Annotated in this window: 23 protein-coding genes and 2 pseudogenes; 14 read left to right on the top strand and 11 right to left on the bottom strand. The window is 61.6% G+C overall.

Annotated features, from left to right (window positions below; translation table 11 throughout):
- Positions 1 to 234: 234 nt before the first annotated feature.
- Positions 235 to 873 carry a C40 family peptidase gene (locus tag IB241_RS27165; protein ID WP_192301265.1) on the top strand — a complete coding sequence of 213 codons (639 nt, stop codon included), beginning with the start codon at positions 235 to 237 and terminating at the stop codon, positions 871 to 873.
- A gap of 140 nt (positions 874 to 1013) precedes the next feature.
- On the opposite strand, the gene IB241_RS27160 is transcribed toward IB241_RS27165, so the two are convergent.
- Positions 1014 to 2048: a type IV pilus twitching motility protein PilT gene (locus tag IB241_RS27160; protein ID WP_192301254.1), complete on the bottom strand. Its 1035-nt coding sequence runs from the start codon at positions 2046 to 2048 to the stop codon at positions 1014 to 1016.
- 57 nt (positions 2049 to 2105) lie between these two features.
- Here IB241_RS27160 and IB241_RS27155 point away from each other — a divergent pair, with 57 nt between their 5' ends.
- From IB241_RS27155 to IB241_RS27115, 9 genes are all read left to right on the top strand, one after another.
- Positions 2106 to 2792: a YggS family pyridoxal phosphate-dependent enzyme gene (locus IB241_RS27155; protein WP_192301253.1), complete on the top strand. Its 687-nt coding sequence runs from the start codon at positions 2106 to 2108 to the stop codon at positions 2790 to 2792.
- A gap of 33 nt (positions 2793 to 2825) precedes the next feature.
- Positions 2826 to 3644 (top strand): pyrroline-5-carboxylate reductase, encoded by an 819-nt coding sequence (proC, locus tag IB241_RS27150; RefSeq protein WP_192301252.1) that lies wholly within the window; start codon positions 2826 to 2828, stop codon positions 3642 to 3644.
- A gap of 23 nt (positions 3645 to 3667) precedes the next feature.
- Positions 3668 to 4255, top strand: coding sequence for a YggT family protein (locus IB241_RS27145; protein WP_192301251.1), 588 nt, complete (start codon positions 3668 to 3670; stop codon positions 4253 to 4255).
- Positions 4256 to 4480: 225 nt separating this feature from the next.
- On the top strand, positions 4481 to 5620 hold the full coding sequence (metX, locus tag IB241_RS27140) for a homoserine O-succinyltransferase MetX (RefSeq protein ID WP_192301250.1): 1140 nt from the start codon (positions 4481 to 4483) through the stop codon (positions 5618 to 5620).
- 7 nt (positions 5621 to 5627) lie between these two features.
- A complete protein-coding gene (gene metW, locus IB241_RS27135; RefSeq protein WP_105521094.1) occupies positions 5628 to 6248 on the top strand; it encodes a methionine biosynthesis protein MetW in 621 nt (206 codons plus the stop codon).
- A 21-nt stretch (positions 6249 to 6269) separates the two neighbouring features.
- On the top strand, positions 6270 to 6707 hold the full coding sequence (locus IB241_RS27130; protein WP_192301249.1) for a DUF4426 domain-containing protein: 438 nt from the start codon (positions 6270 to 6272) through the stop codon (positions 6705 to 6707).
- Positions 6704 to 7297, top strand: coding sequence for an RdgB/HAM1 family non-canonical purine NTP pyrophosphatase (gene rdgB / locus IB241_RS27125; protein WP_101273418.1), 594 nt, complete (start codon positions 6704 to 6706; stop codon positions 7295 to 7297). The genes IB241_RS27130 and rdgB overlap by 4 nt, the downstream gene beginning before the upstream one ends.
- On the top strand, positions 7294 to 8496 hold the full coding sequence (gene hemW, locus IB241_RS27120) for a radical SAM family heme chaperone HemW (protein ID WP_225595756.1): 1203 nt from the start codon (positions 7294 to 7296) through the stop codon (positions 8494 to 8496). Before rdgB ends, hemW begins: the two co-directional genes overlap by 4 nt.
- Before the next feature lie 18 nt (positions 8497 to 8514).
- Complete coding sequence (locus IB241_RS27115; protein WP_010207241.1) at positions 8515 to 8838, top strand: DUF3392 domain-containing protein; 324 nt, start codon at positions 8515 to 8517, stop codon at positions 8836 to 8838.
- A gap of 143 nt (positions 8839 to 8981) precedes the next feature.
- On the opposite strand, the gene trmB is transcribed toward IB241_RS27115, so the two are convergent.
- From trmB to IB241_RS27095, 4 genes are all read right to left on the bottom strand, one after another.
- The gene (trmB, locus tag IB241_RS27110) at positions 8982 to 9707 is read right to left on the bottom strand and encodes a tRNA (guanosine(46)-N7)-methyltransferase TrmB (protein WP_192301248.1); all 726 of its coding nucleotides are present in this window, start codon (positions 9705 to 9707) and stop codon (positions 8982 to 8984) included.
- A 9-nt stretch (positions 9708 to 9716) separates the two neighbouring features.
- Entirely contained in the window at positions 9717 to 10511 is a 795-nt protein-coding gene (locus IB241_RS27105) for a thiazole synthase (RefSeq protein ID WP_058426547.1), read from the bottom strand.
- A 48-nt stretch (positions 10512 to 10559) separates the two neighbouring features.
- Complete coding sequence (gene thiS / locus IB241_RS27100) at positions 10560 to 10760, bottom strand: sulfur carrier protein ThiS (protein ID WP_015886354.1); 201 nt, start codon at positions 10758 to 10760, stop codon at positions 10560 to 10562.
- A gap of 79 nt (positions 10761 to 10839) precedes the next feature.
- Positions 10840 to 11214, bottom strand: coding sequence for a DUF423 domain-containing protein (locus IB241_RS27095; protein ID WP_192301247.1), 375 nt, complete (start codon positions 11212 to 11214; stop codon positions 10840 to 10842).
- A gap of 70 nt (positions 11215 to 11284) precedes the next feature.
- Between IB241_RS27095 and mtgA the strand changes: the two genes are divergently transcribed.
- Positions 11285 to 12007, top strand: coding sequence for a monofunctional biosynthetic peptidoglycan transglycosylase (mtgA, locus tag IB241_RS27090; protein WP_192301246.1), 723 nt, complete (start codon positions 11285 to 11287; stop codon positions 12005 to 12007).
- Between the two features lie 49 nt (positions 12008 to 12056).
- Here mtgA and IB241_RS27085 read toward each other — a convergent pair.
- From IB241_RS27085 to ftsY, 6 genes and pseudogenes are all read right to left on the bottom strand, one after another.
- A pseudogene (locus tag IB241_RS27085) lies at positions 12057 to 12254 on the bottom strand (sigma factor-like helix-turn-helix DNA-binding protein); the annotation flags it as partial.
- 86 nt (positions 12255 to 12340) lie between these two features.
- A pseudogene (locus IB241_RS27080) lies at positions 12341 to 12535 on the bottom strand (sigma factor-like helix-turn-helix DNA-binding protein); the annotation flags it as partial.
- A gap of 175 nt (positions 12536 to 12710) precedes the next feature.
- A complete protein-coding gene (rpoH, locus tag IB241_RS27075; protein ID WP_016972967.1) occupies positions 12711 to 13565 on the bottom strand; it encodes an RNA polymerase sigma factor RpoH in 855 nt (284 codons plus the stop codon).
- A 126-nt stretch (positions 13566 to 13691) separates the two neighbouring features.
- Positions 13692 to 14717, bottom strand: coding sequence for a permease-like cell division protein FtsX (gene ftsX / locus IB241_RS27070; RefSeq protein WP_192301245.1), 1026 nt, complete (start codon positions 14715 to 14717; stop codon positions 13692 to 13694).
- Complete coding sequence (gene ftsE, locus IB241_RS27065) at positions 14714 to 15385, bottom strand: cell division ATP-binding protein FtsE (protein WP_192301244.1); 672 nt, start codon at positions 15383 to 15385, stop codon at positions 14714 to 14716. Before ftsE ends, ftsX begins: the two co-directional genes overlap by 4 nt.
- Positions 15382 to 16788: a signal recognition particle-docking protein FtsY gene (gene ftsY / locus IB241_RS27060; RefSeq protein WP_192301243.1), complete on the bottom strand. Its 1407-nt coding sequence runs from the start codon at positions 16786 to 16788 to the stop codon at positions 15382 to 15384. Before ftsY ends, ftsE begins: the two co-directional genes overlap by 4 nt.
- A gap of 338 nt (positions 16789 to 17126) precedes the next feature.
- Between ftsY and IB241_RS27055 the strand changes: the two genes are divergently transcribed.
- Genes IB241_RS27055 through rsmD form a run of 3 tightly spaced genes read left to right on the top strand, consistent with a single transcriptional unit; the run spans position 17127 to position 20582 of the window.
- On the top strand, positions 17127 to 18482 hold the full coding sequence (locus IB241_RS27055) for a M16 family metallopeptidase (protein WP_192301242.1): 1356 nt from the start codon (positions 17127 to 17129) through the stop codon (positions 18480 to 18482).
- Positions 18475 to 19965, top strand: coding sequence for a M16 family metallopeptidase (locus IB241_RS27050; protein ID WP_192301241.1), 1491 nt, complete (start codon positions 18475 to 18477; stop codon positions 19963 to 19965). Before IB241_RS27055 ends, IB241_RS27050 begins: the two co-directional genes overlap by 8 nt.
- The gene (gene rsmD / locus IB241_RS27045) at positions 19965 to 20582 is read left to right on the top strand and encodes a 16S rRNA (guanine(966)-N(2))-methyltransferase RsmD (RefSeq protein WP_192301240.1); all 618 of its coding nucleotides are present in this window, start codon (positions 19965 to 19967) and stop codon (positions 20580 to 20582) included. Before IB241_RS27050 ends, rsmD begins: the two co-directional genes overlap by 1 nt.
- Positions 20583 to 20783: the final 201 nt, after the last annotated feature.

The raw sequence follows: 20783 nt of genomic DNA, 5'->3' as shown, positions 1-20783 counted from the left end.
CTCGATAGATAAATTTTTTCACTTTCTTTGTGACTTTTTTACAGGCGCCCGACGTACGGCAAATGGTATCTTCCCTCCCCTGAAAGCCTTATGCCACCTGACTTGTGTAGGACAATTGCGGCGTTTCGTCGCGTTTTTCCTGATTTTGACCCCAAGGTTCAGTCGACAAACGGCCTGATAACGGCAAAAAAAGCTGTTATAAAGTTGCGCGCAAACCAAAAAGAGCCACGCCTAATGCGACCATTTTTCAAGACATGGCTAACCATTTGCCTATTAATGCCACTGGCCGCCCACGCCACCAATCGTGAGCAACGACTTCCGAACGTCAACGGTTTCACCCCTAAAGTTCACAGCACACCAGCCACCGCCAAAAGAGAAAAGCCGACCGTCAACCGACCTACTCAAGTGAGCAAGGTTCACGGCAAGGCCCTTCATAACTCACTGACGCTGAACAACACCAAGCAAAGCAGCAATGTACTCAGCCGCGCCGTCAATGTGCTCGGTACTCCCTACCGTTGGGGCGGCAGCAGCCCAAGTAAAGGCTTCGATTGCAGCGGTTTGGTGAAATATGCGTTCAACGACGTTGCCGCAGTGGATTTGCCGCGCACGTCCAACGCCATGGCCGCCGGCCACGGGCAAAAGGTTGATCGCAAGGACCTGAAGCCGGGCGACCTGTTGTTCTTCAAGCTCAAGAGCCGTCAGGTCAACCACGTTGCCATCTATCTGGGCAACGACCGCTTCATCCACGCGCCGCGTCGTGGCAAGTCGGTGAGCATCGACACGCTGAAGAAGCCGTTCTGGGACAAGAACTACGTGATCGCCAAGCGGGTTTTGCCCAAAGAGCAGAACAACCTGCGGGTTGTGCAACGCTGATTTCAAGCTGCAATGCAGTACAAAATGTGGGAGCGGGCTTGCGCGCGAATGCGGTGTATCAGTACCAGATGAGCTGACTGACACTCCGCGTTCGCGAGCAAGCCCGCTCCCACATTTGGTTTTTCATTGCCTGCAAGACCTCATATATCCCCAGGTACCCTCGCCTTCTCCTGCGCCACCTCCCGGCTGATCACCCCCTCGCCCACCAACGCCTTCAAGCTCATATCGAGCGTCTTCATTCCCAGTGCCCCGCCGGTCTGGATCGCCGAGACGATCTGCGCCACCTTGTCCTCGCGGATCAAATTGCGGATCGCCGGTGTACCCAGCATGATCTCGTGCGCCGCCACCCGCCCGCCGCCAACCTTCTTCACCAGCACCTGCGACACCACCGCCTGCAACGACTCCGACAGCATCGCGCGGACCATGGCTTTTTCGCCGGCCGGGAACACGTCCACCAGGCGGTCCACGGTCTTTGGCGCCGATGCCGTGTGCAGGGTGCCGAACACCAGATGCCCGGTCTCGGCGGCGGTCAGCGCCAGGCGGATGGTTTCCAGGTCGCGCAACTCGCCGACCAGGATCACATCCGGGTCTTCGCGTAGCGCCGAGCGCAAGGCCGTAGAGAAACTAAGGGTATCGCGATGCACCTGGCGCTGGTTGATCAGCGCGGTTTTCGGCCTGTGGATAAATTCGATGGGGTCTTCCAGGGTGAGGATGTGCTGGCGCCGATGCTGATTGAGGTAGTCGATCATCGCCGCCAGGGTGGTGGACTTGCCCGAGCCGGTCGGCCCGGTGACCAGCACCAGCCCGTGCGGCAGTTGGGCTATGCGCTGGAACACCTCACCCAGGCCAAGGCTCTGCAGGCTCTGGACCTGACTGGGAATGCTGCGAAACACCGCGCCCATGCCACGGTCCTGCCGGAACACGTTCGCCCGGAACCGCGCCACGCCGGGCAGTTCGAAAGCGAAATCTGTATCAAGAGATGTTTCGAAATCCTTTTGCTGGTATTGATTGAGCAAAGGGCTGAGCAGATCCGCCACCTGGGGCGGTGAGAGTGCCGGGCAATCCAGCGGCCAGACCTCGCCGTCCACACGCAACATCGGCGCCAGGCCAGCCGACAAATGCAGGTCGGAGGCGCCACGGCGCACGCAGGCCGTGAGCAGTTCAGTGATATCCATAGGGCTTTCCATTTCCAGTAGAATGCCGCGGACTCCATATCCACGGGCGCATCTTGAATGTCGACGATAGCAGACAACATCGATCTGGTTAGCCAGCGGATCCGCGCCGCAGCCGACGCCGTGCAACGTGACGCCAGCAGCATCCACCTGCTGGCCGTGAGCAAGACCAAACCCGCCCAAGCCGTGCGGGAAGCCTATGCCGCCGGCATGCGCGATTTTGGCGAAAACTACCTGCAAGAAGCCCTGGGCAAACAGGCCGAATTAACCGACCTGCCCTTGAGTTGGCACTTCATCGGCCCCATTCAATCGAACAAGACGCGCGCTATCGCCGAGAACTTCGCTTGGGTGCATTCCGTGGAACGCCTGAAAATCGCACAACGCCTGTCCGAACAACGCCCTGCCGACCTGGCACCGCTGAACATCTGCATCCAGGTCAACGTCAGTGGTGAAGCCAGCAAGTCCGGCTGTACGCCCGCCGATCTGCCAGCCCTGGCCGAGGCGATCAGCGCTCTGCCGCGCTTGAAGTTGCGTGGGTTGATGGCAATCCCCGAGCCGACTGAAGATCGCGCCGCGCAAGATGCAGCCTTCGCCACGGTGCGCGAGCTGCAAGCCAGCTTGAATCTGCCGCTGGACACACTTTCCATGGGGATGAGCCATGACCTTGAGTCGGCCATCGCCCAAGGCGCCACTTGGGTGCGGATCGGTACTGCACTGTTTGGCGCCCGCGACTACGGCCAGCCGTGAAGCGGCTGACTTTTCACTGAATAAGGACCTGTCATGAGAGACACGCGTATTGCCTTTATCGGCGCCGGTAACATGGCGGCCAGCCTGATCGGCGGCCTGCGGGCCAAGGGCCTGGACGCCGCGCAGATCCGCGCCAGTGACCCCGGCGCCGAAACCCGTGCCCGCGTCAGCACCGAGCACGGTATCGAAACCTTTGCCGACAATGCCGAGGCCATCCAGGGCGTCGATGTGATCGTGCTGGCGGTCAAGCCACAGGCCATGAAGGCCGTGTGCGAAAGCCTGCGCCCGAGCCTGCAACCGCAGCAGTTGGTAGTGTCCATCGCCGCCGGGATTACCTGCGCGAGCATGACCGCCTGGCTCGGTGCCCAGCCGATCGTGCGCTGCATGCCCAACACCCCTTCGCTGCTGCGCCAGGGCGTGAGCGGTTTGTACGCCACCGACGCCGTCAGCGCCGTACAGCGCGATCAGGCCCAGGAGCTACTGTCCGCCGTGGGCATCGCCCTGTGGCTGGAGCAAGAACAGCAACTGGATGCGGTCACCGCCGTGTCCGGCAGCGGCCCGGCGTACTTCTTCCTGTTGATCGAAGCCATGACCGCTGCCGGCGTCAAACTGGGCCTGCCACAGGAAGTGTCCAAGCAACTGGCCGAGCAGACCGCACTGGGCGCAGCCAGGATGGCCGTAACCAGCGACGTCGACGCCGCCGAGCTGCGCCGTCGCGTGACCTCGCCGGGCGGCACGACCCAAGCCGCCATCGAATCGTTCCAGGCCGGGGGCTTTGAAGCCCTGGTGGAAACAGCACTGGGTGCCGCAGCACATCGTTCGGCAGAAATGGCCGAGCAGCTGGGCAAATAGTCGTCCCCTTCAAGGAATCAAACATGCTCGGACTCAATGACGCGCTTATTTTCATCATCCAGACGCTGGGCAGCCTGTACCTGCTGATCGTGCTGATGCGTTTTATCCTGCAACTGGTGCGGGCGAACTTCTACAACCCGCTGTGCCAATTCGTGGTCAAGGCGACCCAGCCGCTGCTCAAGCCCCTGCGTCGGATAGTCCCGAGCATGTTCGGGCTGGACATGTCGTCGCTGGTACTGGCGCTGCTGTTGCAGATCCTGCTGTTTGCGGTGGTGTTGCTGCTCAAGGGCTTCCTGCCCTACACCGTGCTGCTGTTGCCGTGGGCACTGATCGGCATCTTCTCGCTGTTTTTGAAGATTCTGTTCTGGTCGATGATCATCAGCGTGATTCTGTCCTGGGTCGCACCGGGCAGCCGCAGCCCTGGCGCCGAGCTGGTGTACCAGATCACCGAGCCGGTGCTGGCACCGTTCCGTCGGTTGATCCCGAACCTGGGTGGCCTGGACATCTCGCCGATCTTCGCGTTTATCGCAATCCAGCTGATCCAGGGTTGGGTGATCCCGTACCTGGCTGAATTTGCCGCGATGCCCAAGATGCTGTTCGGGTTGATCTGACACGCAACACCTAAATGCGGGAGCGAGCTTGTGTGGGAGCGGGATTGCTCGCGAATACGGAGTGTCAGTCACCAGATGAGTGGCTGACCCACCGCTTTCGCGAGCAAGCCCGCTCCCACACAAACAGCTCCCACATTTTGTTTCTGTGAACGGGTTCAGGGGTTTGCTTGCCGCTAGCCCCCCCGCTCTTTAGACTTACGCCTCATTTAAACGAGAGCAGGGTCGATGCCAGCTGCCTTTCCCCCCGATTCTGTTGGACTGGTCGTGCCCCAAGTGGCGCACTTCAGCGAACCGCTGGCCCTGGCCTGCGGCCGTTCGCTGCCCGCCTACGACCTGATCTATGAAACCTACGGCCAACTGAACGCTACGGCGAGCAACGCCGTGCTGATCTGCCACGCCTTGTCCGGGCATCATCACGCGGCCGGTTTCCACTCGGTCGACGAGCGCAAGCCCGGCTGGTGGGACAGTTGCATCGGTCCCGGCAAACCCATCGACACCAACAAGTTCTTTGTGGTCAGCCTGAACAACCTCGGCGGCTGCAACGGTTCCACCGGCCCCAGCAGCCTCAACCCGGAAACCGGCAAGCCGTTCGGCGCCGACTTCCCGGTGCTCACCGTGGAAGACTGGGTGCACAGCCAGGCGCGCCTGGCCGACCTGCTGGGCATCAACCAGTGGGCGGCGGTGATCGGCGGCAGCCTCGGCGGCATGCAGGCGCTGCAATGGACCATCACCTACCCGGATCGCGTGCGCCATTGCCTGGCAATCGCCTCGGCCCCCAAGCTGTCGGCGCAGAACATCGCCTTCAACGAAGTGGCGCGCCAGGCCATCCTCACCGACCCCGAGTTCCACGGTGGTTCGTTCCAGGAAGCGGGCGTGATCCCCAAACGCGGCCTGATGCTGGCGCGGATGGTGGGGCACATCACCTACCTGTCCGATGACTCCATGGGCGAGAAATTCGGCCGTGGCCTCAAGAGCGAAAAGCTCAACTACGACTTCCACAGTGTCGAGTTCCAGGTGGAAAGCTACCTGCGTTATCAGGGCGAGGAGTTCTCCGGGCGTTTCGACGCCAATACCTACCTGCTGATGACCAAGGCCCTGGACTACTTCGACCCGGCCGCCAACTTTGACGACGACCTGGCGAAAACCTTCGAAGGCGCCAAGGCCAAGTTCTGCGTGATGTCGTTCACCACCGACTGGCGCTTCTCGCCGGCGCGCTCGCGCGAGCTGGTGGATGCGCTGATGGCCGCGCGCAAAGACGTGTGCTACCTGGAGATCGACGCTCCGCAAGGCCACGATGCCTTCCTGATCCCGATCCCGCGCTACCTGCAAGCGTTCAGCAACTACATGAACCGAATCGTATTGTGAGAAAGCCATGAGAGCCGACCTGGACATCATCCAAGAATGGATCCCCGCCGGCAGCCGCGTGCTCGACCTGGGCTGCGGTGATGGCGAACTGCTGAGCTGGCTGCGGGACAACAAGCAAGTCACCGGCTACGGCCTGGAAAACGACCCGGACAACATCGCCCAGTGCGTGGCCAAGGGCATCAACGTGATCGAGCAGGACCTGGACAAGGGCCTGGGCAACTTTGCCAGCAACAGCTTCGACATCGTGGTGATGACCCAAGCCCTGCAAGCGGTGCACTACCCGGACCGCATCCTCGACGAAATGCTGCGCGTGGGCCGCCAGTGCATCATCACCTTCCCGAATTTCGGGCATTGGCGTTGCCGTTGGTACCTGGCCACCAAGGGCCGTATGCCGGTCTCGGATTTCCTCCCATACACGTGGTACAACACGCCAAACATCCACTTCTGCACCTTCGAAGACTTCGAAGCCTTGTGCGGCGAGCGTGAAGCCAAGGTGATCAACCGCCTTGCGGTCGACCAACAGCACCGCCACGGCTGGGCAAGCAAGCTATGGCCCAACCTGTTGGGTGAAATCGGCATTTACCGGGTCAGCAGTCCTGGCCTGACGGATCACAAGATTGCCGTCTAATCATTTTCAAGAGGGATGATCATGAGTCGCTTGGCTATTTTTCTACTGACCGCATGCCTGGGCACCAGCGCCATCGCTGCGGACGCTATCGACGCTAACCGCAAGAAAGACTTCGGTGACATCACCGTCCACTACAACACCTTCACCTCCAGCTTCCTGCAACCGGAAACCGCCCAGAACATCGGCGTGGTGCGCAGCAAGGAGAAAGGCTTGATCAACGTGACCGTGATCAAGGGCGTGACCCCAGTGGCGGCGCAAGTGACCGGCACCATCAAGGACCTGGGCGGCAAGAGCGAGATCCTGACCTTCAAGCAGATCAACGAGAAAGGCGGGATCAACTACCTGGCGCCTTACTCCGTGACGCAGCGTGAATACAAGACGTTTACCATCAACGTTGAAACCGGCGGCAAAGCCCATAGCTTCCAATTCAACCAAGAACTGTACCCGGCCGACAAATGAACCTGACTCAACTCGTACTGGCCAGCCATAACGCCGGCAAACTCAAGGAACTGCAGGCCATGCTCGGCGAATCGGTGCAATTGCGCTCGATTGGCGAGTTCAGCCAGGTAGAGCCGGAAGAAACCGGCCTGTCGTTCGTCGAGAACGCCATCCTCAAGGCGCGCAACGCCGCACGCATCTCCGGCCTGCCGGCACTGGCCGACGACTCGGGCCTGGCGGTGGACTTCCTCGGCGGCGCCCCCGGCATCTATTCGGCGCGGTACGCCGATGGCAAAGGCGACGCGGCCAACAACGCCAAGCTGCTGGACGCCCTCAAGGACGTACCGGACGCGCTGCGCGGCGCACAATTCGTCTGCGTGCTGGCCCTGGTGCGCCATGCGGACGATCCATTGCCGATCCTCTGCGAAGGCCTGTGGCACGGACGCATCCTGCATGCGGCCAGCGGCGAACATGGCTTTGGGTATGACCCACTGTTCTGGGTGCCTGAGCGTAATGTCTCCAGCGCCGAGCTGAGCCCGGCCGACAAGAACCAGATCAGCCACCGCGCCCGCGCAATGGATTTGCTGCGCCAACGCTTGAGCCTGAAATGACCCAGAACACCTCTGCGCAGCCGCTGATCCACGGCGGCGCGCAAACCCCTCGGGCGGCCCTGCCCCTGCTGCCGCCCCTGGCGCTGTACATCCACATCCCGTGGTGTGTGCGCAAATGCCCGTATTGCGACTTCAACTCCCACACCGCCAGCAAAGTGCTGCCGGAAGAAGAGTATGTGGACGCCTTGCTCGCCGACCTCGATCAGGACCTGCATGCCGTGTACGGGCGCGAGCTGAGTTCGATCTTCTTCGGCGGCGGCACGCCAAGCCTGTTCAGCGCCGCGGCATTGGGCCGCCTGCTCAAGGGCGTGGAAGCGCGCATCCCGTTTGCCGGCGACATCGAGATCACCCTGGAAGCCAACCCCGGTACCTTCGAGCAAGAGAAGTTCGTGGCGTACCGCAAGCTGGGGATCAATCGCCTGTCGATTGGCATCCAGAGCTTCCAGCAGGAAAAGCTTGAGGCCCTGGGGCGTATCCACAATGGCGATGAAGCCGTTCGGGCTGCTGGCATGGCGCGCCAGGCCGGGTTCGACAACTTCAACCTCGACCTGATGCACGGTTTGCCCAACCAGTCCCTGGATGATGCTCTGAGCGACCTGCGCCAGGCCATCGCGCTCAAGCCCACGCATTTGTCGTGGTATCAGCTGACCCTGGAGCCCAACACGGTGTTCTGGAACCAGCCGCCGGCGTTGCCGGAAGACGACACGCTATGGGACATCCAGGAAGCCGGCCAGGCCCTGCTTGCCGAGCATGGCTACGCGCAATATGAAGTGTCGGCCTATGCCCAACCGGGTCGCCCGGCGCGGCATAACCTGAACTACTGGAGCTTTGGCGACTTTATCGGCATCGGTGCCGGTGCCCACGGCAAGCTCAGCCATCCGGACGGGCGCATTGTGCGCACCTGGAAGACCCGTGCACCGAAGGACTACCTCAACCCGGCCAAAAACTTCCAGGCCGGGGCGAAAGAGCTGACCAACGAAGAGTTGCCGTTCGAGTTCCTGATGAACGCCCTGCGCCTCACCGAAGGTGTCGAGGCCAGGCTCTACGCCGAGCGTACCGGGCTGGACCTGGCCAGCCTCAACGAAGGCCGCCGCGAGGCCGAACAAAGTGGCCTGATGCAGGTCGAACCGTCACGCCTGGCGGCGACCGACCGCGGGCAACTCTTTCTCAATGACCTGTTGCAGACGTTTTTGAGCTGAAGCTCTTAAGGAAATCGAATGGATTTGGTACTCGACCTGCTCGCCACCGTATCCCGCTGGAGCCGTAGCAACCTGTCGGAAATCTCCCTGGCCCTCGTCGGTTGTTTGCTGGTGCTGTTTGGCGCCGACATCAAAGGCTGGGTCGAAGCCCGCCTGGGCAGCGTGGCCGGTGCGTTGCGCGTACCGTTGATGGCGTTGCTGTGCATGATCGGCAGCGGCGCCGCATTGATCTACGCCACGCCTTGGATTGTGCGGGGGTTGAGCCAGTTCAATAACTACAGCCTGGCGCCGGTGCTGGTGGTCGTATTGGTGTTGATCGGCGTAGTCGCCGACCGCCGCTAGTCCCGAGCACACCGAGAAACAAATGTGGGAGCGGGCTTGCTCGCGAATGCGGACTTTCAGTCACTGAAGATGTCGACTGATCCACTGCATTCGCGAGCAAGCCCGCTCCCACATTTTTGACCGCATTCCAGGCTGGAAGTCTGTCAGTCGATTTTCTCGAACTTCAAATCCCACACACCATGCCCGAGTCGCTCACCGCGACGCTCGAACTTGGTGATCGGCCGCTCGGCCGGGCGTGGCACGCATTTGCCGTCTTCGGCCAGGTTGCGATAGCCAGGCGCGACATCCATCACTTCCAGCATGTATTCCGCATACGGTTCCCAGTCGGTAGCCATGTGCAGGATGCCACCCACTTTCAGCTTGCTACGCACCAGTTCCGCGAAGGACGCTTGCACGATGCGACGCTTGTGGTGACGGGCTTTGTGCCATGGGTCCGGGAAGAACAGCATCAGGCGGTCGAGGCTGTTATCGGCGATGCAACGGTTGAGCACCTCGATCGCGTCGCAGTCGTACACGCGCAGGTTGGTCAGGCCCTGGGTCAGCACGCCATTGAGCAGCGCGCCGACACCCGGACGGTGCACTTCAACGCCGATGAAATCCTGCTCCGGCGAGGCCGCCGCCATTTCCAGCAGGGAGTGCCCCATGCCGAAGCCGATTTCCAGGGAGCGCGGGGCCGAACGGCCGAACACCTGGTCGTAGTCCACCGGCGCGTCGGCCAGGGGCAACACGAACAGCGGCGTCCCCTGTTCCAGGCCCTTTTGCTGGCCTTCGGTCATGCGACCGGCGCGCATCACAAAGCTCTTGATGCGGCGGTGCTTGGACTCGTCGCCTTCTTCCAGGGTGTTCGGCGTTTCGTTTGATTCAGTCATCAATGGCTCTTACTTGATCAGACCATCCAGCGGCGAAGAGGCGCTGGCGTAGAGTTTTTTCGGCATGCGGCCGGCGAGGTAGGCCAGGCGGCCCGCGACGATCGCGTGGTTCATGGCTTCGGCCATCAGGATCGGCTGCTGGGCATGGGCGATGGCCGAGTTCATCAGCACCGCGTCGCAGCCCAGTTCCATGGCGATGGTTGCGTCGGAGGCGGTGCCCACGCCCGCATCCACCAGCACCGGGATCTTGGCTTCTTCAAGGATGATCTGCAGGTTGTACGGATTGCAGATCCCCAGGCCGGAACCGATCAGACCGGCCAGCGGCATCACGGCGATGCAGCCGATTTCCGCCAGTTGGCGCGCGATGATCGGGTCATCGCTGGTGTAGACCATCACGTCGAAACCTTCCTTGACCAGGGTTTCGGCGGCCTTGAGGGTTTCGATCACGTTGGGGAACAGGGTTTTCTGGTCGGCCAGCACTTCCAGCTTCACCAGGTTGTGGCCGTCGAGCAGCTCACGCGCCAGGCGGCAGGTGCGCACGGCTTCGATGGCGTCGTAGCAACCGGCGGTGTTGGGCAGGAAGGTGTAGCGATCCGGCGACAGGACTTCGAGCAGGTTCGGTTCGCCTTCGATCTGGCCGAGGTTGGTACGGCGTACGGCGAAAGTCACGATCTCGGCGCCCGAGGCTTCGATGGCCAGGCGGGTTTCTTCCATGTCGCGGTACTTGCCGGTGCCGACCAGCAGACGGGACTGGTAGGTACGACCGGCCAGGACGAAGGGCTTGTCGCTACGAACGATGCTCATGGGAAATCCTCGTAATGGGGTGAGGTTCTGCAGAATTCGGGCCGGCGACTAGCCGCCACCGATGGCGTGGACCACTTCGACCTGGTCACCTTCGGTGAGCGCGGTCTCGGCGTGCAGGCTACGCGGGACAATATCCAGGTTGAGTTCTACTGCGACACGACGTCCGGTCAAGTCCAGACGGGTCAGCAGGGCCGCAACGGTTTCACCGTCGGGCAGTTCAAAGGATTCGCCGTTCAACTGAATGCGCATGCCACGGGCCGCCATCGTTTTTAGGGGCCCGCATTCTAGCGTGATTGAGACCGGAAGGTCAGCACCAAGCGTCAAGCGGTCACAGCTGCAAGCGCCATGCAGCCAGCCCCAGCAGGAACCAGCCGAGCAGGAATGCCAGGCCGCCAAACGGGGTGATGATGCCGAGCTTGCTGATGCCGGTCATCGTCAGCACGTACAGACTGCCGGAGAACAAGAGGATACCGACCACAAACGAAACGCCTGCCCAGGTCACCAGGCGACCAGGCAGGTGCGCCGCCAGCAGTGCCACGCCGAACAGGGCCAGGGTGTGCACCAACTGGTAGGTCACGCCGGTGTGGAAGATCGCCAGGTACTCGGCGCTCAGGCGGTTTTTCAGGCCGTGAGCGGCGAACGCGCCAAGGGCGACACCCGTAAAGCCAAAAAAGGCAGCCAGCATCAGAAAGCCACGCAGCATGAGGAACTCCAGTCACAAGGGGCAGGGTCTGTATAATGGCCCGCTCAACGGGTTCGGCCAAGCCATCTCTATGCTGCGTGTCCTCTTCAGTCGTTTTCTCAAAGTCGTGAAATGGTTTGCGATCGGCAGCGTATTGCTCGTGCTGCTGTTCCGTATCGTTCCGCCTCCGTTCACCGCGTTGATGGTCGAGCGCAAGATCGAATCCTGGATCGATGGCGAACCCATTGACCTGCAACGCAGCTGGGTGCCGTGGGAGGAGATCTCCGACGAACTCAAAGTGGCGGTGATGGCTGGCGAAGACCAGCGTTTCCCGCAGCACTGGGGTTTCGATTTCGGCGCGATCCAGGCGGCGCTCCTGCACAACGAGCGCGGCGGCTCGATTCGCGGCGCCAGTACCTTGAGCCAGCAGGTGTCGAAAAACCTGTTCTTGTGGGCCGGCCGCAGTTATTTGCGCAAAGGCCTGGAGGCCTGGTTTACCGGGCTGATCGAGGTGTTGTGGCCCAAGCAGCGGATTCTTGAGGTGTACCTCAATAGCGTGGAATGGGATGAGGGTGTATTTGGCGCAGAAGCGGCGGCGCGGCATCACTTTGGGGTGAGTGCCAAGGCCCTGTCGCGACAGCAGGCCAGCTATCTGGCGGCGGTGTTGCCGAACCCGCGGGTGTGGAGTGCCAGCCATCCGACGGCGTACGTGGCGCGGCGCGCGGCGTGGATTCGCCAGCAGATGGGCCAGTTGGGCGGTGATGGCTACCTGCTCGAGCTGAACAGCTCCCGAAAAGCCCCCTGGTCTGACTGACCCAACACAAAAAAAATGTGGGAGCGGGCTTGCCCGCGAATGCGGTGTATCAGCCAGCATCTATGGCGACTGACACTCCGCTTTCGCGGGCAAGCCCGCTCCCACATTCGATCGTGTTGGTTTCGAAACCCGCGCTTTGTTCAAGCTGACGAATCCGCTCGGCCGACACGTTGTACTTCTGCGCCAGGTCGTGCAGCGTGGCTTTGTCTTCCGCCAGCCAGCGCGGGTAGAGAATGGGCGGTGATCGCTACCTGCTTGAGCTGAAAAGCCCCCTGGTCCGACTGACCCAACACAAAAAAATGTGGGAGCGGGCTTGCCCGCGAATGCGGTGTATCAGCCAGCATCTATGGCGACTGATACTCCGCTTTCGCGGGCAAGCCCGCTCCCACATTCGATCGTGTTGGTTTCGAAACCCGCGCTTTGTTCAAGCTGACGAATCCGCTCGGCCGACACGTTGTACTTCTGCGCCAGGTCGTGCAGCGTGGCTTTGTCTTCCTCCAGCCAGCGCGGGTAGAGAATGGGCGGTGATGGCTACCTGCTTGAGCTGAAAAGCCCCCTGGTCCGACTGACTCAACACAAAAAATGTGGGAGCGGGCTTGCCCGCGAGTGCGGTGTATCGGCCAGCATCTCTGGCGACTGACACTCCGCTTTCGCGGGCAAGCCCGCTCCCACATTCGATCGTGTTGGTTTCGAAACCCGCGTTTTAGGCGGCGATGGACAGTTTCAGCTTGTTCATCGCGCTTTTTTCAAGCTGACGAATCCGCTCGGCCGATACGTTGTACTTCTGCGCCAGGTCGTGCAGCGTGGCTTTGTCTTCTGCCAGCCAGCGCTGGTAGAGAATGTCACGGCTGCGGTCGTCCAGCACTTCCAGGGCTTCGTGCAGGTTGTGGTTGGAGTTGTCGCTCCAGTCCGCATCCTCCAGTTGACGCGCCGGGTCGTACCGGTGGTCTTCCAGGTAGTTGGCCGGCGATTGGAAGGCGCTGTCGTCGTCTGCTTCGGCAGCCGGGTCGAAGGCCATGTCATGGCCGGTCAGGCGGCTTTCCATCTCGCGTACTTCACGAGGCTCCACGCCGAGGCTTTCAGCCACGCGGTGGACTTCCTCGTTGTTCAGCCACGCCAGGCGTTTTTTCTGGCTGCGCAGGTTGAAGAACAGTTTGCGCTGGGCCTTGGTGGTCGCGACTTTCACGATGCGCCAGTTGCGCAGGATGAACTCGTGGATTTCCGCCTTGATCCAGTGCACGGCAAACGACACCAGGCGCACGCCCATTTCCGGGTTGAAGCGCTTTACAGCCTTCATCAGGCCGACGTTGCCTTCCTGGATCAGGTCAGCCTGCGCCAGGCCGTAGCCGCTATAGCTACGGGCGATATGTACAACAAAACGCAGGTGGGCGAGCACCATCTGCCGAGCCGCCCCCAAATCCTGCTCATAGTAGAGACTCTCGGCCAGTTCACGCTCCTGCTCGGGCGTCAGCAATGGAATGCTGTTGACCGTGTGCACATACGCCTCCAGGTTCGCACCTGGGACCAGAGCATAAGCAGGTTGCAAAGAAGTGGTCATACGAAACCTCCGACTTACATAACTCGTGCAGTTCAGCACTGCGAAAATTGACCGGGAACCGTAGGACAAGTTCCCTAAACCACTGATACGGTCAATACAAACGAAACCACATTAATCTGACATTAACTACTTCGGTGCCAGCTCACGTAAATGACGAGCGACCGCAATCCACGCACCGATATACCCCAACAATACCGCGCCAAGCAAGAGGCTCAGACCATCGGCTACCGGCACCCCGGCCAAGGCAAAATCGCTGCCGTACAAACCGGCCAGCCCGACAACCGCGTCGTTCAGCCAGTCCAGGCCAAACGCCAACAGTCCCCAGGAGAAAATCCCGGCACCGAAGCCATAAAGCGCGCCCATGTACAGAAAAGGACGACGCACATAGCTGTCCGTGCCGCCGACCAGTTTAATCACTTCTATCTCGGTGCGACGGTTTTCGATATGAAGACGAATGGTATTACCTATCACCAAAAGTAATGCAGACACCAACAGCACCGTCAGACCGAACACAAAACGATCGCCCAGCTTGAGGATTGCCGCCAGGCGCTCCACCCAGACTAGATCAAGTTGCGCCTGTTGCACCTTGGGCATCTCTGCGAGTTTTTGTCGCAGGGCCTCCAGGGTTGGCTTGTCGACTTCGTTTGGCGTCACCAGCACCACACCCGGCAGCGGGTTCTGCGGCAGTTCCTTGAGCGCCTCGCCCAGGCCGGATTGCTGCTGGAACTCCTCAAGCGCCTGATCGCGGCTGATGTACTCGGCCTCTGCCACGCCCGGGATGTTCTTGATCTGGTCGCGCAGCGCTTCGCCCTCTTTACTGCTGGCGTCGATATTCAGGTACAGCGAAATCTGCGCCGCACGCTGCCAGGAACCGCCCAGGCGCTCCACATTATTAAGCAGCAGCGACAAGCCCATCGGCAGGCTCAAGGCCACGGCCATCACCAGGCAGGTGAAAAAGCTGCCAATCGGCTGCTTGCCCAGGCGACGCAGGCTGTCGAGCAGGCTGGCGCGATGGCTTTCGATCCAGGCGCGCAGCAGTGTGCCGAAGTCCGGGCCGTCGTCATCGTCGTGTTTTTTCTTTTTCTGCGGTTGCGGGTCGGCGGCTTTCGGCGCCACGCGTTCGGAAACCTTGGGGCTGCGGGTAGCACTCATACGCCAGCCTCCCCGTCACCGATCAGGCGACCGCGTTGCAGGGTCAGCATGCGGTGGCGCATGCGGGCGATCAGCGCCAGGTCGTGACTGGCAATCAGCACGCTGGTGCCCAGGCGGTTTATGTCTTCGAACACGCCCATGATCTCGGCCGCCAGACGCGGGTCGAGGTTACCGGTGGGTTCGTCCGCCAGCAGCAAGGCCGGGCGGTGGACGATGGCGCGGGCGATGCCGACGCGCTGTTGCTGGCCGGTGGACAGGTCGCCGGGGTAGAGGTCGGTTTTGTCCGACAGCGCCACGCGCTCCAGGGCCGAGTCCACGCGATTGACGATCTCGGCCTTGGACAGCCCGAGGATCTGCAAGGGCAGCGCAACGTTGTTGAACACCGTGCGATCGAACAGCAACTGGTGGTTCTGGAACACCACGCCGATCTGACGGCGCAGGTACGGGATCTGTGCATTGCTGATGGTGGCCAGGTCCTGGCCGGCCAGCAGCAGTTTGCCCGTGGTCGGACGCTCCATGGCCAGCAACAGGCGCAGCAAGGTACTTTTACCGGCACCGGAATGACCGGTGACAAACAAGAATTCGCCGCGACGCACTCGAAAGCTCAGCTCATGCAAGCCCACATGCCCGTTGGCATAGCGTTTACCGACCTGTTCGAATCGAATCATGAACGCTCCCGCTCGGCGAAAAGTGCCTGTACAAAGGGTTCGGCTTCAAAGGTGCGCAGGTCGTCGATGCCTTCACCGACACCGATATAACGAATCGGCAACCCGAACTGTTTGGCCAGGGCAAAGATCACACCGCCCTTGGCCGTGCCGTCGAGCTTAGTCAATGCCAGGCCGGTCAGTTGCACCGTCTGGTTGAATTGTTTGGCCTGGCTGATGGCGTTCTGGCCGGTGCCGGCATCCAGCACCAGCAGTACTTCGTGCGGTGCGTCTGCGTCGAGCTTGCCGATCACGCGGCGGACCTTCTTCAGCTCTTCCATCAAATTGTCTTTGGTGTGCAGGCGGCCGGCGGTATCGGCGATCAGCACATCGATGTTGCGGGCCTTGGCGGCCTGCACGGCATCGAAGATCACCGAAGCGGAATCGGCACCCGTGTGCTGGGCGATCACCGGGATCTTGTTGCGCTCGCCCCACACTTGCAGCTGTTCCACGGCCGCGGCACGGAAGGTGTCGCCCGCGGCCAGCATGACTTTCTTGCCTTCGGACTGCAGCTTCTTGGCCAGCTTGCCGATGGTGGTGGTCTTGCCGGCGCCATTGACGCCAACCACCAGGATCACGAACGGTTTGTTCGGCGTGATCACCAACGGTGCTTCCACCGGCTTGAGCATCGCGGCCAGCTCGGCTTGCAGCGATTTGTAGAGGGCGTCGGCGTCGGTCAGTTGCTTGCGCGCGACCTTCTGGGTCAGGCTCTGGATGATCACGGCGGTGGCTTCGACACCCACGTCGGCGGTGAGCAGACGGGTCTCGATGTCTTCCAGCAGCTCGTCGTCGATGACTTTCTTGCCGAGGAACAGACTGGCCATGCCTTCGCCGATGCTGGCGCTGGTCTTGCTCAGGCCTTGCTTGAGGCGGGCGAAAAAGCCGGTCTTGCTGGTTTCGGCAACGGCAACGGCAGCGACGACCGGCTCTGGCTCGACAACCGCAGGCACAGCGGCCTCGACCACAGCAACAGGCGCTGCGACTTCGACAACTGGCGGCGCCTGCACCACCACGTCTTCCACAGGTTCAACCACAGCAGGAATCGGTGGTGCTACGTGTTCGGCCTGAACGTCTTCAACCAACGCCACCGGCTCTTCGGCGACTGGCAGTTCCGGCCAAGGCTTATGCTCGGGTTCTGGCGCGGCCTCCACGACCGGCTGCAACACCGGCTCAACCAGTGGCAGTACCACCGGCGCAGGGGTTTCGACCATCGGTTCGGCGTCCACGATGGGCGCTGGAATCGGCTCAGGCTGTACCTGTGGCTGTTCGACGACGGTTTCCTGCGGCTTTTTGCGCAGCCATCCGAACAGGCCTTTTTTCTCGCCAGCCGCAGCTGGGCTCTTCTTGTCGTCGTTGGAACCAAACATGGAGGACGGCTATCTCAAGGTAGCGATGCGCCAGGGCGCCTCGGTAAATAAATTCGATGCAGAACAGACTGATTTAAGGCTCGCTTGTTCATGCGCAACATTTTGTAAGGCGTAAATAAAGGCCTCTACAAATCGATTCAATATAGGACTGAAGCGATAAAATCGGCGAAAAGTGGAAGATCGTCGGGGAAACCGAGGGTCTATTCCAACATTCCTACGACTTGATCCGGGACAAGATGACTGCCGCAGTGGCCGTCCCTAAATCGGATCAGTATCCTAGCACCTCCTCGCCCGCCGACGCTAAGACCAAGCGGGCAGCCCAACAGGTTTAAAAACGAATGAATGCTCTAGCCCGCCGCGCCGCAGGCCTGCTGCTCAGCACAGTTTGTCTGCCCCTTTCAGCCTTGGCTGCCGACCCACAACCCACCCACGAATTCACCCTGGATAACGGCCTCAAAGTCGTCGTGCGCGAAGACCATCGTGCGCCAGTGGTGGTGTCCCAGGTCTGGTACAAGGTGGGCTCGAGCTACGAAACCCCGGGCCAGACCGGTTTGTCCCATGCCTTGGAACACATGATGTTCAAGGGCAGCGCCAAGGTCGGCCCCGGCGAAGCCTCGCTGATCCTGCGTGACCTGGGCGCCGAAGAGAACGCCTTTACCAGCGACGACTACACCGCCTACTACCAGGTACTGGCCCGTGACCGCCTGGGCGTCGCCTTCGAACTGGAAGCCGACCGCATGGCCAGCCTGCGTCTGCCGGCCGACGAGTTCAGCCGCGAAATCGAGGTCATCAAGGAAGAACGCCGCCTGCGCACCGACGACAACCCGATGTCCAAGGCCTACGAACGCTTCAAGGCCATGGCCTTCCCGGCCAGCGGCTATCACACGCCGACCATCGGCTGGATGGCTGACCTGGACCGCATGAAGGTCGAAGAACTGCGCCACTGGTATCAGGCCTGGTACGTGCCGAACAACGCCACCCTGGTGGTGGTCGGCGATGTGACCCCGGACGAGATCAAGACCCTTGCCCAGCGCTACTTCGGCCCGATCCCCAAGCGTGACGTGCCACCGGCCAAGGTGCCGATGGAACTGGCCGAGCCCGGCGAGCGCCTGCTGACCATGAAAGTGCAGACCCAACTGCCCAGCGTGATCCTCGGCTTCAACGTGCCGGGCCTGGCCACCGCCGAAGACAAACGCTCGGTCCAGGCCCTGCGCCTGATCTCGGCGCTGCTGGACGGCGGCTACAGCGCACGCATCTCCGAACAGCTGGAGCGTGGTGAAGAGCTGGTCTCCGCCGCCTCCACCAACTACGACGCCTACACCCGTGGCGACAGCCTGTTCACCCTCTCGGCCACGCCGAACCAGCAGAAGAAAAAGACCATTGCCCAAGCCGAAGCCGGCCTGTGGCGCCTGCTGGATGAACTCAAGGCCAAGCCGCCAACCGCCGCAGAACTGGAACGCATCCGCGCCCAGGTCATCGCCGGGCTGGTCTACCAGCGTGACTCCATCACCAGCCAGGCCACGGCCATCGGCTCGCTGGAAACCGTCGGCCTGTCCTGGAAGCTGATGGACACCGAGCTTGCCGAACTGCAAAGCGTGACCCCGCAAGACATCCAGAAAGCCGCCCGCACCTACTTCACCCGCGAACGTCTCAGCGTCGCCCACGTACTGCCTGAGGAGACCGCTCATGAGTGATCGCAAAAGCAGCCGCCTGATCCTGCCCGGCCTGATCGCCGTCACCCTGGTCGCCGCCAGCGCCGTGTATTTCCTGCGCCCGAGCGAATCCATCGCCAGCCCGGCGCTGGAAAAAGCCCAATCGGCCAACAAGCTGCAATCCCTTGCGGAGCTGGACGGCAAGGCGCCGACCAACCGCAAGCTCGACGTACAAACCTGGACCACCGCCGAGGGCGCCAAAGTACTGTTCGTCGAAGCCCATGAACTGCCGATGTTCGACATGCGCATCCTGTTCGCCGCCGGCAGCAGCCAGGACGGCAACGTGCCGGGCCTGGCGTTGATGACCAACGCCATGCTCAACGAAGGCGTGCCGGGCAAGGATGTCAGCCAGATCGCCCGCGACTTTGAAGGCCTGGGCGCAGACTTCGGCAATGGCGCCTTCCGCGACATGGCGCTGGTGTCGCTGCGCAGCCTGAGCGCCAGCGACAAGCGCGACGCCGCGCTGTCGCTGTTTGACGAGGTGATCGGCAAGCCGACGTTCCCGGCCGACTCCCTGGCCCGGATCAAGAACCAGATCCTCGCGGGCTTCGAATACCAGAAGCAAAACCCGGCCAAGCTGGCCAGCCTTGAGCTGTTCAAGCGTCTTTATGGCGACCACCCTTACGCGCACCCGAGCGAAGGCACTCCCGAGAGCGTTCCGAAGATCAGCCTGGCGCAGTTGCAGGCGTTCCACGCCAAGGCATACGCAGCGGGTAACGCCGTGATTGCGGTCGTAGGCGACCTCACCCGCGCCGAAGCCGAAGCCATGACCGCCAAGGTGTCCGCATCGCTGCCCAAAGGCCCGGCCCTGGCGAAGATCGCCCAGCCGAGCGAGCCTAAAGCCGGCCTGAGCCATATCGAGTTTCCGTCCAAGCAGACACACCTGTTGTTCGCCCAGCTCGGCATCGATCGCACCGACCCGGACTACGCAGCCTTGTCCCTGGGCAACCAGATCCTCGGCGGCGGCGGTTTCGGCACGCGCCTGATGAGCGAAGTGCGCGAAAAACGCGGCCTGACCTACGGCGTCTACTCCGGGTTCTCCCCGATGCAGGCGCGCGGCCCGTTCATGATCAACCTGCAGACCCGAGCCGAAATGAGCGGCGGCACCCTGCGCCTGGTCGAGGATGTTGTCGCCGACTACCTCAAGACCGGCCCGACACAAAAGGAACTGGATGACGCCAAGCGCGAACTGGCCGGCAGTTTCCCTCTGTCTACCGCGAGCAACGCCGATATCGTCGGGCAGCTGGGTGCGATGGGTTTCTACAACCTGCCGCTGAGCTATCTGGAAGATTTCATGAAACAATCCCAGGCCCTGACCGTAGAGCAGGTCAAGGCTGCAATGAACAAACACTTGAGCGCCGACAAGATGGTCATCGTGACCGCCGGCCCGACGACTGCGCAAAAGCCACTACCGCCCCCCACTGATAAACCCGCCGAGCAGCCGCTCGGGGTTCCGGAGCATTAATGGCCAGTTCATCTCGCCCGAAAAAACCTGTCCACAACGTCCACAACGGTGTGGGCCAACTGCGCATCATTGGCGGTGAATGGGGCAGCCGCAAGCTGAGCTTCCCCGATGTCGTGGGCCTGCGCCCAACGCCGGATCGCGTGCGTGAAACCCTGTTCAACTGGCTCGCGCCGTACATCGGCGGCGCCAAGGTACTGGACCCGTTCGCAGGCAGCGGGGCGCTGTTCCTGGAGGCGCTGTCCCGTGGCGCCGCCCAGGCCCAGGCGCTGGACGCGAGCAACGTGGCGGTCTCCAGCCTCAAGGAACACCTGGGCACCCTGCGCTGCACCAACGGCCAGGTGCAGACCGCCGATGCCCTGCGCTACCTGGAAACCCAACCAGCCAGCGAGTACGACGTGGTGTTCCTCGACCCGCCGTTCAACCAGAACCTGCTGCCGACCGTGTGCACACTGCTGGAAGAGCGCCAATGGCTGGCTCCCGATGCGTGGATCTACACTGAAAGCGAGACCGCACCTTCCACACTGGGTCTGCCGGGCGCCTGGCGCCTGCACCGGGAGCAGAAGTCCGGTCGGGTGTATTACGCGTTGTGGCACCGCCTGGTCGAAAGCGCCGCCTAGCAGGACTCTGTGGTGAGCGGGCTTGCCCGCGCTGCGATCAACCAGGCGCCTCAAGCTAACCTGACACACCGCCGGCGCGGGTGTAGAACCGTAGACATCCTTTACATCTGAAACCGGGGACATCGTTTACACATTTTAGGCTTGGACGCGGCCCATGCCTCGTCCAAGCCTCCCTAGGGGATAGTCACACAGGTACAGATC

This window comes from Pseudomonas sp. PDM05 (assembly GCF_014851685.1).
In the GTDB taxonomy this organism is placed as follows: Bacteria; Pseudomonadota; Gammaproteobacteria; order Pseudomonadales; family Pseudomonadaceae; genus Aquipseudomonas.
This window is presented reverse-complemented; position numbering and strand designations above follow the sequence as displayed.

Excerpts from the sequence above, each read along its gene's own strand:
- IB241_RS27165 (WP_192301265.1), top strand. The coding sequence starts at position 235 with ATGCGACCATTTTTCAAGACATGGCTAACCATTTGCCTATTAATGCCA.
- IB241_RS27160 (WP_192301254.1), bottom strand. The coding sequence starts at position 2,048 with ATGGATATCACTGAACTGCTCACGGCCTGCGTGCGCCGTGGCGCCTCC.
- IB241_RS27155 (WP_192301253.1), top strand. The coding sequence starts at position 2,106 with ATGTCGACGATAGCAGACAACATCGATCTGGTTAGCCAGCGGATCCGC.
- proC (WP_192301252.1), top strand. The coding sequence starts at position 2,826 with ATGAGAGACACGCGTATTGCCTTTATCGGCGCCGGTAACATGGCGGCC.
- IB241_RS27145 (WP_192301251.1), top strand. The coding sequence starts at position 3,668 with ATGCTCGGACTCAATGACGCGCTTATTTTCATCATCCAGACGCTGGGC.
- metX (WP_192301250.1), top strand. The coding sequence starts at position 4,481 with ATGCCAGCTGCCTTTCCCCCCGATTCTGTTGGACTGGTCGTGCCCCAA.
- metW (WP_105521094.1), top strand. The coding sequence starts at position 5,628 with ATGAGAGCCGACCTGGACATCATCCAAGAATGGATCCCCGCCGGCAGC.
- IB241_RS27130 (WP_192301249.1), top strand. The coding sequence starts at position 6,270 with ATGAGTCGCTTGGCTATTTTTCTACTGACCGCATGCCTGGGCACCAGC.
- rdgB (WP_101273418.1), top strand. The coding sequence starts at position 6,704 with ATGAACCTGACTCAACTCGTACTGGCCAGCCATAACGCCGGCAAACTC.
- hemW (WP_225595756.1), top strand. The coding sequence starts at position 7,294 with ATGACCCAGAACACCTCTGCGCAGCCGCTGATCCACGGCGGCGCGCAA.
- IB241_RS27115 (WP_010207241.1), top strand. The coding sequence starts at position 8,515 with ATGGATTTGGTACTCGACCTGCTCGCCACCGTATCCCGCTGGAGCCGT.
- trmB (WP_192301248.1), bottom strand. The coding sequence starts at position 9,707 with ATGACTGAATCAAACGAAACGCCGAACACCCTGGAAGAAGGCGACGAG.
- IB241_RS27105 (WP_058426547.1), bottom strand. The coding sequence starts at position 10,511 with ATGAGCATCGTTCGTAGCGACAAGCCCTTCGTCCTGGCCGGTCGTACC.
- thiS (WP_015886354.1), bottom strand. The coding sequence starts at position 10,760 with ATGCGCATTCAGTTGAACGGCGAATCCTTTGAACTGCCCGACGGTGAA.
- IB241_RS27095 (WP_192301247.1), bottom strand. The coding sequence starts at position 11,214 with ATGCTGCGTGGCTTTCTGATGCTGGCTGCCTTTTTTGGCTTTACGGGT.
- mtgA (WP_192301246.1), top strand. The coding sequence starts at position 11,285 with ATGCTGCGTGTCCTCTTCAGTCGTTTTCTCAAAGTCGTGAAATGGTTT.
- rpoH (WP_016972967.1), bottom strand. The coding sequence starts at position 13,565 with ATGACCACTTCTTTGCAACCTGCTTATGCTCTGGTCCCAGGTGCGAAC.
- ftsX (WP_192301245.1), bottom strand. The coding sequence starts at position 14,717 with ATGAGTGCTACCCGCAGCCCCAAGGTTTCCGAACGCGTGGCGCCGAAA.
- ftsE (WP_192301244.1), bottom strand. The coding sequence starts at position 15,385 with ATGATTCGATTCGAACAGGTCGGTAAACGCTATGCCAACGGGCATGTG.
- ftsY (WP_192301243.1), bottom strand. The coding sequence starts at position 16,788 with ATGTTTGGTTCCAACGACGACAAGAAGAGCCCAGCTGCGGCTGGCGAG.
- IB241_RS27055 (WP_192301242.1), top strand. The coding sequence starts at position 17,127 with ATGAATGCTCTAGCCCGCCGCGCCGCAGGCCTGCTGCTCAGCACAGTT.
- IB241_RS27050 (WP_192301241.1), top strand. The coding sequence starts at position 18,475 with ATGAGTGATCGCAAAAGCAGCCGCCTGATCCTGCCCGGCCTGATCGCC.
- rsmD (WP_192301240.1), top strand. The coding sequence starts at position 19,965 with ATGGCCAGTTCATCTCGCCCGAAAAAACCTGTCCACAACGTCCACAAC.